Source organism: Rothia sp. HMSC065C12, assembly GCF_001812085.1.
GTDB classification, from domain to species: domain Bacteria; phylum Actinomycetota; class Actinomycetes; order Actinomycetales; family Micrococcaceae; genus Rothia; species Rothia mucilaginosa.
Window position 1 is genome coordinate 600,569 of record NZ_KV807679.1, and the last position, 13,503, is coordinate 614,071.

12 protein-coding genes are annotated in these 13,503 nt (G+C 58.3%); 5 read left to right on the forward strand and 7 right to left on the reverse strand.

What is annotated here, in order from left to right:
- Window positions 1-177: 177 nt before the first annotated feature.
- Window positions 178-759, forward strand: coding sequence for an arsenic metallochaperone ArsD family protein (locus HMPREF2836_RS08515; protein WP_070605210.1), 582 nt, complete (start codon window positions 178-180; stop codon window positions 757-759).
- A gap of 166 nt (window positions 760-925) precedes the next feature.
- On the opposite strand, the gene fbaA is transcribed toward HMPREF2836_RS08515, so the two are convergent.
- Window positions 926-1,951 (reverse strand): class II fructose-bisphosphate aldolase, encoded by a 1,026-nt coding sequence (fbaA, locus tag HMPREF2836_RS08520; RefSeq protein WP_005507927.1) that lies wholly within the window; start codon window positions 1,949-1,951, stop codon window positions 926-928.
- Window positions 1,952-2,214: 263 nt separating this feature from the next.
- Here fbaA and HMPREF2836_RS08525 point away from each other — a divergent pair, with 263 nt between their 5' ends.
- The 3 genes from HMPREF2836_RS08525 to HMPREF2836_RS08535 all read left to right on the forward strand — a co-directional run bounded on the left by HMPREF2836_RS08525 (window position 2,215) and on the right by HMPREF2836_RS08535 (window position 5,845).
- Window positions 2,215-2,601 carry a hypothetical protein gene (locus HMPREF2836_RS08525; RefSeq protein WP_049342000.1) on the forward strand — a complete coding sequence of 129 codons (387 nt, stop codon included), beginning with the start codon at window positions 2,215-2,217 and terminating at the stop codon, window positions 2,599-2,601.
- 306 nt (window positions 2,602-2,907) lie between these two features.
- Window positions 2,908-4,509, forward strand: coding sequence for an amino acid permease (locus tag HMPREF2836_RS08530; protein WP_070630090.1), 1,602 nt, complete (start codon window positions 2,908-2,910; stop codon window positions 4,507-4,509).
- Between the two features lie 283 nt (window positions 4,510-4,792).
- Window positions 4,793-5,845 (forward strand): ornithine cyclodeaminase, encoded by a 1,053-nt coding sequence (locus HMPREF2836_RS08535; protein ID WP_005504242.1) that lies wholly within the window; start codon window positions 4,793-4,795, stop codon window positions 5,843-5,845.
- A gap of 190 nt (window positions 5,846-6,035) precedes the next feature.
- On the opposite strand, the gene HMPREF2836_RS08540 is transcribed toward HMPREF2836_RS08535, so the two are convergent.
- The 6 genes from HMPREF2836_RS08540 to HMPREF2836_RS08565 form a co-directional block, all read right to left on the reverse strand.
- Window positions 6,036-6,848 carry a hypothetical protein gene (locus tag HMPREF2836_RS08540; RefSeq protein ID WP_070630091.1) on the reverse strand — a complete coding sequence of 271 codons (813 nt, stop codon included), beginning with the start codon at window positions 6,846-6,848 and terminating at the stop codon, window positions 6,036-6,038.
- Window positions 6,849-6,936: 88 nt separating this feature from the next.
- On the reverse strand, window positions 6,937-7,752 hold the full coding sequence (locus HMPREF2836_RS08545; protein WP_049350218.1) for a hypothetical protein: 816 nt from the start codon (window positions 7,750-7,752) through the stop codon (window positions 6,937-6,939).
- Between the two features lie 265 nt (window positions 7,753-8,017).
- Window positions 8,018-8,779 (reverse strand): TrmH family RNA methyltransferase, encoded by a 762-nt coding sequence (locus HMPREF2836_RS08550; protein WP_246822853.1) that lies wholly within the window; start codon window positions 8,777-8,779, stop codon window positions 8,018-8,020.
- A gap of 123 nt (window positions 8,780-8,902) precedes the next feature.
- Window positions 8,903-9,484 carry an orotate phosphoribosyltransferase gene (pyrE, locus tag HMPREF2836_RS08555; RefSeq protein ID WP_005504234.1) on the reverse strand — a complete coding sequence of 194 codons (582 nt, stop codon included), beginning with the start codon at window positions 9,482-9,484 and terminating at the stop codon, window positions 8,903-8,905.
- 65 nt (window positions 9,485-9,549) lie between these two features.
- Complete coding sequence (locus tag HMPREF2836_RS08560; protein WP_070630092.1) at window positions 9,550-11,142, reverse strand: anthranilate synthase component I family protein; 1,593 nt, start codon at window positions 11,140-11,142, stop codon at window positions 9,550-9,552.
- 27 nt (window positions 11,143-11,169) lie between these two features.
- Window positions 11,170-11,502 (reverse strand): rhodanese-like domain-containing protein, encoded by a 333-nt coding sequence (locus HMPREF2836_RS08565; protein ID WP_005504230.1) that lies wholly within the window; start codon window positions 11,500-11,502, stop codon window positions 11,170-11,172.
- Window positions 11,503-11,812: 310 nt separating this feature from the next.
- Here HMPREF2836_RS08565 and HMPREF2836_RS08570 point away from each other — a divergent pair, with 310 nt between their 5' ends.
- On the forward strand, window positions 11,813-13,273 hold the full coding sequence (locus HMPREF2836_RS08570; protein WP_070630093.1) for a peptide MFS transporter: 1,461 nt from the start codon (window positions 11,813-11,815) through the stop codon (window positions 13,271-13,273).
- The last annotated feature ends 230 nt before the right edge of the window (window positions 13,274-13,503 follow it).

Below are 13,503 nucleotides of genomic sequence, written 5' to 3' on the forward strand. Positions count from 1 at the left end.
ACACCTAAACCCGTAGCTCACGAGCTGAGGGTCATTCGACTCGAATTCTGCAAATATTCCGCAAATCTGGAACTTCAACTCACACTTCTGCACTCTTGAGGTCGCGAGTACACTTAGTGAAGGACTGGCACCCCTCCTCCGAGCCGGTGCCTATAAGAGAGAAAAGGCTAAAAACTGATGACTGAAGCGGCTGAAACCGTTCTTGAAGTATTTATTCCGGGCCCCGGTGAGAACCCGGAGGATCCGCAGGATATGGAGCGCTCCGAATTCCTGGGCGCCGCACAGGAGGCTCTGGATTCGGGCGTGGACATTGAGGTGTACTCCACCGACTCCTACCCGTCCGCATTTGAAGAGTGCGCACCGGTGGCGGAGCAGATTGAGATGAACGGCATCGAGGTTCTGCCGCTCATGCTGGTCAACGGCGAGGTGAAGGTGTCCTTCGCGTACCCGACCGCCGAGCAGATTAAGCGTTTCTCCCGCGCCCACCTGGTCGCCCAGCCGAAGGCGAACGCGGCAGCGGCTGCGTGCGGCCCGTCCGGTTCCCCGGCGGCGTCGATGATTCCGAACCTGAGCGGCGAACCCGCCGGTTTCGCGGCAACCCTGGCGGGTAAGGCACCCCAGCCGGTCGGCGGCCCCGAGATCGGTAACCGCGTGAACCTCATGGGTGGCGACACCGGCGACGGTATCCCCACCTCCGGTTCGGTAGCTGTGAAGTCCGGCGGCTGCGGATGCGGTGGTTGCGGCTGCGGCGGCAAGTAAACCCGCCCCTGCCGGCAACGAGCGCCCGGCTCGCCCGGTTCTAAACTACATAGCAAAGAGCGGTGCCCGCCTCCTCGTGATGAGGAAGCGGGCACCGCTTTCGCTTAACGAAGCTTAGGTTCACACCCGGCAGCACCTACGGGAGCTACGGCGGGCGAACAGCACCTTACTTGATGGAGGTACCGACGGAACCGAGCTGCTGGCAAGCCTCGACCACGCGTGCGGCCATGCCTGCCTCTGCAGCTGCACCCCAAACGCGGGGGTCGTAGGTCTTCTTGTTGCCGACCTCGCCGTCAACCTTCAGCACACCGTCGTAGTTGCTGAACATGTGGCCAGCAACGGGGCGGGTGAATGCGTACTGGGTGTCGGTGTCGATGTTCATCTTGATAACACCGTAGGACACTGCGTCTGCAATCTCCTGCTCGGTGGAGCCGGAGCCACCGTGGAAGACCAGGTAGAAGGGCTTGTCGCCCTTGCCGTACTTAGCGCCGACCTCGGTCTGGATTTCCTTGAGCAGCTCGGGGCGCAGGTGAACGTTACCGGGCTTGTACACGCCGTGAACGTTACCGAAGGTCAGAGCAGCCATGTAGGTGCCCTTCTCGCCCAGGCCGATTGCCTCAACGGTCTTGATTGCGTCTGCAACGGTGGTGTACAGGGAGTCGTCGATAGCGCCTTCAACGCCGTCTTCCTCGCCACCAACGGCACCGATCTCAACCTCAAGCACGATGTTTGCCTTGGAGGTACGCTCGATCAGCTCAGCAGCGATCTTCAGGTTCTCGTCCAGGTCGATTGCGGAGCCGTCCCACATGTGGGAGTTGAAGATGGGGTCTTCACCGCGAGCAACAGCCTTCTCGGACTCTGCCAGCAGGGGCAGGACGAAGCCGTCCAGCTTGTCCTTGGGGCAGTGGTCGGTGTGCAGTGCAATGTTCACGTCGTACTGCTTAGCAACTTCGCGTGCGTATGCTGCGAAGGCCAAGGAGCCAACGACCATGTCCTTCTTGGAAGCGCCGGACCAGTATGCTGCACCACCGGTGGATGCCTGGATGATGCCGTCCGAGCCAGCCTCTGCGAAGCCGCGGATTGCAGCGTTCAGGGTCTGGGAGGAGGTCACGTTCACTGCGGGGTACGCGAAGCCCTTTTCCTTCGCGGTCTGCAGCATTTCTGCGTAAACTTCGGGGGTTGCAATAGCCATATGCTGACTCCTTGGATAGATGCGACCGGTTACCGATGCTGGGCCGGTTCACCATATTTTGTTGGCGCGCGAGACGCCTCCTACTCGCACTATTTTACCAAGATACGACTTATTTATCGTTAATTTTTTGTGGGTTTTTTTGGGTTTACTGCAGCGAAATTTCCGCGAAATACCGCGGTAAAGTAGAGGTGTTAATGACTTGATGTCTTCTGCGCGTGCAGGCCAGCGCACACATCACCCGGACGCGGCGAAAGGAACCTCCCATGAGCAAGGCGAGCGCTAAAAATAATCCGAAACAGCTCGACGCGAAGCGTGAGAAGCGTGCCCGCCAGGCGCAGCGTCGTGCTGAGCGTGAGCATCCGAATGCGGCGGCTATTGCCCCGGTGCGCGCCCAGTTGGATGAGGTTCTGGAGCGTAAGAGTCGGCATGTTTTGGGGCATGGCGATATGGCGAAATCCCTTGAGTTGATGGAGAAAATGCGTGATGAGGGCGCGAGCGACCACGAGATTGATGTGGCACTTGCGGAGGCGAAGCTCCCCTCGGTCGTGCAGGTGGGCCGTAAGTCGTTGATGCGTTGGCCGAGCTGGTGGTGGTTGAATCGTCGTGAGCGCGCGTTGCGGGCGAAGATTGACCGGCTGATGGAGGGCTAAGTCCCCGTTTTGAATAGGTTGTGAGAGCACCCCGCTGTGGGTGCTCTTGTGCTGTGCGGTGGTGGGGTAATTGATTTTTTGGACTCAGGGTTCAATTAATCTATTTCACAAAACAATGAAAACCACACAATACAACATGAACCAAATATATTCATAAGATATGCGTTATATTTATATAAATTATTACGTGATGCGGGTTATATTTACCTAAATTACCGTGCTATAGTCATTACAACCCGCAGACGTGTTCCCAACCACATTTCGTGTAGCACGTGCTTCAGACGTAACTATCCAAGGAGGTATAGCGTGAGCACCTCACCGAACAAGAACCCGCAGACTTCTGCAGCGGATCAGTACACTAAGCCCCCCACAGACGACCCGTTCGCACACGAACAGGAAGGCTTCCACAAGGGGCTTGGCGCACGTCAGCTCCAGATGATCGCCATCGGTTCTGCTATTGGTACCGGCCTGTTCCTGGGCACCGGTAGCCGCCTGCAGGACGCAGGCCCCATGCTCGCCGTCATCTACGCCGTCATCGGCTTCTTCGGCTACCTGATCCTTCGAGCCCTCGGCGAGCTGATCCTTCACCGCCCTTCCTCGGGCTCCTTCGTCTCCTACACCCGCGAATTCTACGGCGAAAAGGCCGCATTCGTATCCGGATGGCTGTACTGGCTGAACTGGGCAATGACCGCCGTTGCAGACGCCACCGCTATCGCTATCTACATCAGCTGGTTCGGTCGATACAACCAGTTCTTCGCAGATATTCCCCAGTGGCTCAGCGCATTCATCATCGTTGTCATTACTGTGGCCCTGAACCTCATCTCCGTGAAGCTCTTCGGTGAGCTGGAATTCTGGTTCGCGCTCATTAAGATTCTTGCCCTGCTGTCCTTCATGGCGGTAGGTATCTGGTACCTGGTCTTCGGTGAACCCATCAACGGCGTCACCCCCGGCCTGAGCCTTATTGCAGCCAATGACGGCTTCTTCCCCAACGGTATTCTTCCCGCTCTTATCGTGGTTCAGGGCGTTGTGTTCGCCTACGCCGGTATTGAGCTGGTCGGCACCACCAGTGGTGAAACCAAGAACGTTGAGAAGGTTATCCCCCGCGCTATCAACACCGTGATCTGGCGTATCGCGATCTTCTACGTTGGTTCCGTGGTTCTGCTCTGCCTGCTCATGCCCTACACCGCATACAAGGATGCAGAGTCACCGTTCGTGACCTTCTTCGACGCTATCGGTATTGACGGTACCGCACCGATTATGCAGCTGGTCGTTATTACCGCGGCTGCTTCCTCGCTGAACGCTGGCCTGTACTCCACCGGCCGTATTCTCCACTCGATGGGTGTTGCAGGTTCGGCACCGAAGTTCACCACCAAGGTGTCCCGCTCCGGCGTTCCGGTGGCAGGTATTCTGCTGACCGGTGTAATTGGCCTCTTCGGCGTTGTGCTGAACTTCTTCGTTCCCGAGCAGGCGTTCGAGGTCGTGCTGAACATCGCATCCGTGGGCACCATGGCTAGCTGGGCGGCTATCGCAATGTCGCACCAGAAGTACCTGAAGCTGGTCGGTGAGGGCAAGTACAAGCGCCCCAACTACCGCGCACCCGGCGGTCGCTTCAGCGACTGGGCTGTGATGGTGTTCCTCGCTGTTGTGATGGTGCTGATGGCTCTGGATTACCCGGTGGGTACCTACACCCTGGCATCGCTGCTGGTGGTTATTCCGCTGCTGATTATCGGCTGGTACACGGTTCGTGACCGCGTCAACGAGATTGCTCGCGTCCGTGAAGGATACACCGGTTCCGTGCCTGTGATTGCTGCCCGCCCCGTGGTGAAGAAGCTCGTTCCGGAGCCTCGTACCCACATTGACCTGGGTGAACTGGACCTTGAGGACGAGGACAAGCCGAAGGGCAACTAACCCGACGGCAGCCTCCGATTCCGTGATATCCCAGTGAAATCCCGGTGAAGGCGATGAGGGGGTTCTAGACCCTAGCCCGTAGGTTCCAGGAGCTCTAGGGCCCCCTCCCTGCACGTCTTTTCGTGTTCGTTCCGTATTACATCCGTGTAATACATAAAGCAAAGTACATATTTACAGCATTTCTAAAAGGGTGTGTCCTGCAATATATTTTGAGATAATAGATATCCACAGTGACCACCAGATGCACAAAGAAGTTTTGTGCAGATATTCAAAGGAGAAAATCATGACTGAACGTCCTAGCGCACACGCGGTGGAATTTGTTGACGTCGCCTCGATGGCGAAGTGGATTCAGAAGGACGGCGTAGGCAACATCATTGCCGGCATGGTCGACTTCCTCGAAGAAGACTTCAAGAAGTGGCAGAGCTTCGACAAGATCCCTCGCGTCGCCTCCCACACCCCCTTCGGTGTGATTGAGCTGATGCCCACCTCCGACAACATCACCTACTCCTTCAAGTACGTGAACGGCCACCCGTCGAACCCGGCACGCGGCTTCCAGACCGTGACCGCGTTCGGTCTGCTCGCTGACGTGGACAACGGCTACCCGGTGTTCCTGGCTGAGATGACCCTGCTGACCGCGCTGCGTACCGCTGGCGTGTCCGCCATGGTTGCTAAGCACCTGGCACGCAAGGATTCGAAGAAGATGGCGATGATTGGTACCGGCTCGCAGTCTGAGTTCCAGGCGCTGGGTATGCGCGCTGTGCTCGGCATTGAGGACCTGTCCGTCTACGACGTTGATCCGCACGCGATGGAGAAGTTCCGCCGTAACCTGGAGCCGCTGGGCTTCCGCATCCACCTGGCTAAGGACGTGGACGAGGCTGTTGAGGGTGCCGACATTATTACCACCTGCACCGCCGATAAGCAGCAGGCGAAGGTTCTGCTGGACCGCCAGGTGAAGCCCGGCGTGCACCTGAACGCTATTGGTGGCGACTGCCCCGGCAAGACTGAGCTGGAAAGCGAAATTCTGGACCGCTCCACCGTGTTTGTTGAGTTCCCGCCGCAGACCCGCATTGAGGGCGAGATTCAGCAGAAGGACCCGGACTTCCCCGTGGTGGAGTTCTGGAAGGTTCTGACCGGTGAGGAGCCGGGCCGCGTGTCGGATGAGCAGATTACCCTGTTTGATTCGGTGGGCTTCGCGATTGCTGACTTCTCGGGTCTGCGTTATGCCCGTGCGGCTACGCAGGACACCGACCTGCAGCAGTTCATTGACCTGGTTGCTAGCCCGGATGATCCGAAGGATCTGTACTCGCTGGTGAACGTTAACGTTCCGGTGGGCTAAAGGGCTAAGTAACCTGACGCTGAGTGGCCTTGAGCTGGTGGGCCTGTAAGGTGCGCCAGCGGAGGCTGCGAGGTTGAGAGTGAATAAAGTGAGGGCCGGGGAGTGGTGACACTCCCCGGCTCCTTCTTATGAAATTTGCTTGTGGGCATTCTGCGGCTGGTTCGCCCGTTCTGCCCTTCAGCGGGTGTGGCTACTGGTGGGTGGCGATAATCTCACGCGCCCTCGCCACACGCTTTTCTTTCTCCTCTTTCAGCTGGTTGAGCTTCGCCTGATTCTTCTCAATGAGAGGCCCCTGATAGGACGCCTCAATATCACCCAGACGCTGAGCCATACCCACCTTCTGGTTACATTCCGCTTCGATAGTTGCGAGGCGGATTTCCTCCGGCTTAGCTTCTTCGTTGCCTTGGGAGGAGGTCATGAGATGTGCGCTTTCTTCGGACATCCAGTCGCTCTCTCCTTCCCTGGGGGTTAGCCCGCGTTCACGCAGGCAGGTCCACCATTCTGAGCGAATATTTTTCCACTCATCGGTTTGGGAGGCGTAGGTGTATGCCTGTGAGTTGAGCTCTCCTACATACCGGTATTCTTTTTCGTCCAGTTCGACGTCAGAGAATGCGGCTTTCACCTCTTCTTGGCACCGGGTGTTGATGTCGTCTGATGCTGAATCTTCTGGGCCTCGGGATTCCTTCTGGGAGTACCCGTACTTTTTGGCGTACTCAACGTTCCAGTTGCCGTATAGGCCTCCCGGTTGCGGGGTGTCTATTGAGGGTACGGCGTAGGACTGCCCGTGGTGCGCATAGCACTCGGACATGAGCGTGTGCCACGCCGTGCTCACCGTACGGAGTGTTAGTTCATCCAAGGCGTACTCGTCCAGTGGAAGGTGTACGTAGTTCTTTGAATAATCAAGAACAGCTTTTCGTGAGGTGTCCCGCTCGGCGCTGTTGGAGCAGGACACGCACGCCCCCAGCAGGCAGAATACTGCTACCGCAGAGAGAGCCTTACGCATAGGCTTTTCCTCCTCCATACCTTGTTGTAACGTTCAAACGGAGTTACCCCAATTATCCCAAGGGCTCCTATCTGCTTGTCGCTGATATCTACTGGTGGGTGGCGATAATTTCACGCGCCTTGGCTATCTTCGCGTCACGATAGGCCTTCAAATCATTCAGCAACGCCTGATTCTTCTCAATCAAAGGCCCCTGATAGGACGCCTCAAGATCACCCAGACGCTGAGCCAACCTCACCTTCTCACTACATTGAGCTTCAATGGTTGCCAGGCGGATAACCTCCTCCAACACTTTGGGATCATCAGCATTCAGATTGGCCGTTTCTTTGCTCGTCCATTCACCGTCCCCGGTGCGAGGCGTCAACCCTTCCTGACGCTGGCAGTCCCACCAATCTGAGCGGGCTTTCTTCCATTCAGGGTCAGCCTGCGCACGCTGGTACGCTTCGCCACTGATACGACCGACGGGGCGGTACTTTTTCTCATCAGCCTCATCAAAATAGAGCATATCCAGTTCTTCCCGATGCTCTTCGCGGCAGCTGGCCCTGACGTCTTCAGGGATGCTCTCATAAATCCTTTCCTGCTCTTCTCTGACTTTGCTGGACGTAAAATGATTCGCCGCATGCTTCACGTTCCAGGAGCCGTACTGGGAGGCGTTGCCAGAAACCAAGCCGTTTTCTAGAATTTCAAAATCGTATCCCTTTTTCGCATAGCACTCTTTAAGAATCAACAAATACGCCCTATATGTTATATCTAGGGCCTGGTCACTCATGTCGTATTCATCGAGCGGAAGAGTAATGTAGTTATTTTCAAAATCCAGCTGGGCTTTGAGGCTAGTATCTTTAGGCGCAGCGGCGCAAGAACTTAAAGCTAAAGCAAAGCAGGCGAACAGAGCAGCAGATTTCTTCATTGTTACCGACTCCTTTCAGGGGAATGACGTCGCGGTCATTCATATGCACAACCCGCAACCATTGGCGAGCCGAAGCCAGGAAATCCATCGCATACCCTAAACCGAAATTGAGAGTGCGATTCTCACATCTCCTGTGATTTGCGTTAACACTAACACGCCTAGATAATTTCATGCGTGGTTTAAGCCACCCAAACCACAACGAAAAAGGTTCCGACGCGCACACAACGCATCGGAACCTTTAAACACCTCATAAACAGCCACCGAACTACGACGGAATCTGGCCAAACACATGGCGGCGAACCCACGCATGCATCGCAATACCCGCAGCCGTCGCCGCATTCATCGAACGCGTCGACCCAAACTGCTCAATCGACAGAGTATCCCTAGCCGCCGCATGCAACTCCTCCGACAGGCCCGGGCCCTCCTGACCAAAAACCAGCACACACTTCTTCGGCAGATCATAAGTCTCCAGGGGCACCGAATCCGGAAAAATATCAATACCAATAATTTCCAGACCCTCACCCTGCGCCCACGCCACAAAATCCTCAATCGTCGGATGATGACGCACATGCTGATAACGATCCGTCACCATCGCACCACGACGATTCCACCGGCGACGCCCAATAATATGGACCTCCTTCGCCAACATCGCATTCGCAGTACGCACCACCGTGCCAATATTCAAATCATGCTGCCAATTCTCAATCGCCACATGAAAATCATGGCGGCGCGTATCCAGGTCAGCAATAATCGCGTCCATCGACCAGTAACGGTACTTATCCACCACGTTACGGCGGTCGCCCTCACGCAGCAGCTCCTCATCCCAGTGGTCACCATCAGGCCACGGGCCCTCCCACGGGCCCACACCCACCTCAAAACGGGCAGTACCCTGCTCAGTACCCTCAACAGCCTCAGCTACAGCCGCCTCCGCAGGCACAGCCTCCGCAGGTACAGCCTCAGCCGCCTCACGATTCTCAACCATCACAACCACCTTCACGCCAACAACCAGCACCACTCCGGCGCCCACAGAGCCATCTTACAGACAAAAACCCGCGCCACCAGCCACACACAGCAGCCAGCGGCACGGGTTCACCCGCCGCAACGGGAACGTCTTAAAAATTCACGAGGTCCTAGTCCAAACCAGTAGAGACTAATCCAGGCCCAGCTCATCCTTCGAGTACGCGTACAGGCACGGAACGCCCGCAACCTCTTCCACATGCTCCTTAGCGCCGGTCGCACGGTCCACAATCACAGCAACCGCCACAACCTCAGCGCCAGCCTTACGCAGCGCCTCAACAGCGGTCAGCGCAGAACCACCGGTCGTGGAGGTGTCCTCAACAGCAACCACGCGGCGACCCTCAACGCTCGGGCCCTCCACCTGACGACCCATGCCGTAAGACTTCTGAGCCTTACGCACCACAAACGCGTCGATCGCACGGTCCTGATCGCCAGCGGCACGCATAATCGCGGTACCCACCGGGTCAGCACCCATGGTCAGGCCGCCAGCAGCCTCAAACTCGATGCCGTTCTTATCCAGCAGGTCCAGCATGACCTGACCAACCAGGCGAGAAGCCTCATGGTGCAGGGTGATGCGGCGCAGGTCAACGTAGTAGTCGGCTTCCTTGCCGGAGGCGAGGACCACGTGCCCGCGCACCACAGCCAGCTCCATAATCAGCTGGCGCAGGCGTTCACGGGCTTCTTCAATGGGGAGGTTTTCAGAAAGCTTAGTCATAGTTCAAGTGTAGCGGCTCACGTGCAGGCGGCGCAGGCTATTCCCTGTGCTATTCCAGCGCTAGGCTATTCCACCACGCAACCTACCGACGGCGGCAACGCGGCGCGCAGCTTCGTCAGCATCTCCTCATACTCGGCGGTCGGGTCGGAATCAGCCACGATAGCGCCACCCGCGGCAAGAGTCACCGTGCCCTCATCGTGCGCCACGAGCGTGCGAATCACAATCGACAGGTTCGCCGAACCATCCGCCGACACAAAGCCCAGAGCACCCGAATACACGCCGCGAGCGCGACCCTCCAGACCCTCAATAATCTGCATGGTCGAAGGCTTCGGGGCACCCGTCATCGAACCGCCCGGGAAGCACGCCCGCGCGGCGGTCACCGCAGAAATTCCCTCACGCAGACGCGAACTGACCGTAGACACCAGCTGATGCACCGTCGAATAGCTCTCCACTCCCATAAGCACGGGCACGCGCACGGACGCCGGGTCAGACACTGTGGACAGGTCATTACGTAGCAAATCCACGATCATGAGGTTCTCAGCGCGGGTCTTCTCATCGGTACGCAACCATGCCGCTGCTGCGGCATCTTCTTCCGGGGTGGCGCCGCGCGGTACCGTGCCCTTAATCGGCTTGGTTTGCGCGTTGCGGTGCGTATCCACACTCAAAAAACGCTCCGGCGAAGAAGAAAGCACCGAAAAATCACCGCACCGCAAATACGCCGCATACGGCGCCGAATTGTGGGCGCGCTGGCGGCGGTACAGCTCAAAGAAAAGCTCCGGGCTCGGATTGGGGATGCGCGCGACCGTCTGCGCGGTCAGGCACACCTCGTAGCTGTTACCCTCGTAGATTTCGTGCTGACTAGCGCGGACGGCGTCCATGTAGGCTTCCGCGGCGGGTGCCGGGAAGAGCAGGAGCTCGGCGAGCTCAGGGGCATTGTCAGGGGTGTTGACGGGAGTATTTTCGGAGGCGCACTCCCCCGCCGCGCTCAGCACCGGAGTCAGCGCCGCACTCAGCAGCCGCTCCGCCGCCTCACACCACGACTCATCGCCCACCAGCCAGCTACGCGCCGCAGCCCCCGGGCGGGCATGCTCATGCACCAGATAGCGGACCGCCGGCAACCACAGAGAATCCGGGGTCGGCGCCTCATGCGCCGGCAGGTAGCCGGGCACCGGGTGGCTGTGCTCCATGCCCATGGCGGCACGCGCCTCATAGCCGAAATAGCCCACGTAACCGCCACGCAAACCCGCGGGCAGACCGGTTGCCGCCGCCGCATCCGGGTGCACACGCGGTGCGCAGGCGAGCGCCGCCTCCAGCTGGGCGAAGGGGTCTTCCCCGCCAGACTCAGCCGCCGCACGCGCCGAATCCACGCGCAGGGGCGACAGCTGCGCCGGAACCACACCCACATACGAGGCAACCGACATGGGCGACTCCTCGCGCGCCGAATCCAGCCAGAAGGAATACTCAGCGCCACCGCTCAGCAGCGGGTACGCCTCCTCGCAGTTCACCGCGAAAGGAAGCGGGCGCACGACAAGCTCCCGCGTCTGCGCATCCCACGGGATGCTCTGCAGAATACTCGGCAGGGCATGAGGGGACGCAGAAGCGGGAGCGTTCGGGGTAGAAAAAATACGGTCCGCGGAAGTTTCAGTCACGGACTCCATTGTATGGCGTACAGGCGAACTGGCGGTTTAGTGAACGACTGCGGGTGCTTCGCCGTTTTCGCTGGTCATCGGCAGACCGGCAGCGAACCATGCGCTGGTGCCGCCCGCAATGTTGTGTGCGGCGTAGCCGTGTTCGCGCAGGAAGGTTGCCGCGCGGTTCGAACGGCCGCCACCGTGACAGATGACGTAGAAGTCCTCGCCGGGTGCGGGCAGTTCTTCCAGACGCTCAGCGATGGTGCCGAGGGTGATGTGCTTGGCGCCGGTGGCGTGGCCGCCCTCCCACTCGTAGTCTTCACGCACGTCGATGATGGTTGCGCCGGCAGGAACGTCGCGGGGGTCAACCTGGGGTACAGCAGTCATGGGGTTCTCCTTTGAATTGAATGAGGACGGGCCGGTCGGCACGGTGGGGTGCCGGGTGGGCATAGTTATGGTTCCACTCTAGCGCTTTGGGGGTGCGTGGCGCATCTAGCCCGGTATTTGGGGGTTTGTGAGATTCGGAAATGATGCATACGAAAAAATCGAAATGGTTTTTCATGCACTGACTGATAGTTAAATCTTTGAAATACAGGAACACCACATGTATACATATGCACCTTTCAGGGTATACACTTATACACATATTGCCCGGGTCACACAGAACCCCGGGCTTGCACAGAAAAGAATTACCACCATGTCTCACACCATCACAGGTGCCGAACCCAAGGACACCAAGACCTTCTTCGGCCACCCGCGCATGCTCGCGAACCTGTTCACCGTAGAAATGTGGGAGCGCTTCTCCTTCTACGGCATGCAGGGCATCATGATCTACTACCTGTACTACACCGCCGACAAGGGCGGCCTGGGCCTCGACAAGGACCTCGCCACCGGCGTTATCGGCGCGTACGGTGCAGTCGTGTACCTCATGGCAATCCTCGGCGGTATCCTCGGTGACCGCCTCCTCGGCCCCGAGCGCACCCTCTTCTACTCCGCTATCGGCATTATGGCGGGTCACATCTCCCTCTCCCTCATCCCCGGCATTCCGGGTGTGGTGATTGGTCTGCTGCTCGTCGCTATCGGCTCCGGTGGCCTGAAGAGTAACGCCTCCGTGCTCGTCGGCTCCCTTTACTCGGACAACGACCACCGCCGCGACGCAGGCTTCACCATCTTCTACATCGGCGTGAACACCGGTGCGCTGCTTGGCCCGCTCCTGACCGGTTGGGGTTGGAGCACCTGGGGCTTCCACATGGGCTTCGGTCTTGCCGCAATCGGCATGGCTGCCGGCCTGATTCAGTACTCGCTGACCCGCAAGAACCTGCCCGCCTCCGTACACCACGTGGACACCCCCTTCACCGGTGCCCAGAAGCGCAACTTCGCCCTGGCGCTGGTCGGCATCGTGGTCGTTCTCGGCATCCTGCTGGCAACCGGCCTGATGACCGCAGACAACCTCAAGAACTGGGTCATGGGCTTCATCTTCATCGGCGCTATCGCCCTGTTCGCACAGATGCTGACCGCTAAGGATGTCACCGCTGATGAGCGTTCCCGCGTCACCGCATTCATCCCCCTGTGGATTGCAAACTCCGTATTCTGGGCACTGTACCAGCAGCAGTTCACCGTCATGGCGGTGTACTCGGACGAGCGCCTCAACTGGAACATCCTGGGCATGGAGCTGACCCCGAACCTGGTCAACTCCATCAACCCCGTCTTCATCATCATCTTCGGCATGATGTTCTCCGCCCTGTGGACCAAGTGGGGCGACCGCCAGCCGGTCACCACCCTGAAGTTCTCCGCAGCGCTGATTATCATCGGCCTGGCGTTCTGGATCTTCCTCGCTCAGGCGGGCGTTCAGAGCGTGAACGTCGGCTGGATCGTGCTGATCCTGTTCGTCTGCACCATCGCCGAGCTGATTATTTCACCGGTGGGTATTTCGCTGGCGACCAAACTCGCCCCGAAGGCGCACCGAGTGAACATGATGGCGCTGTACTTCACCTCCGTGGCAATGGGTACCGTGCTTTCCGGTTGGCTGGCTCCGTTCTACAGCATGGAGACTGAGGTTCCCTACTTCACCTGGATGGGTATTATCACCATCGCGACCGGTATTCTGCTGTTCCTGGTGCACAAGCCGGTTCAGAAGATGATGCGCGGCGTGAAGTAGCCACAAAGCTGCTTGTCTAGGCTGCTGACTCGCTGTTTTCAGGCGGCGTGAGCGTGTATAGGCGAGCGTATATTAGGCTAGGGGCCCCGAATCCTTGAATTACCAAGGGTTCGGGGCCCTTGCTGTATGCACTTGGTGCATGCCCTGGTGTATGTGCCAGCAGTCGGAGCGCCGGAATGTTGAAGGGAGGTTCAGGAGGGGCGGGTTTAGGGGCATTCGGGACATTTTCT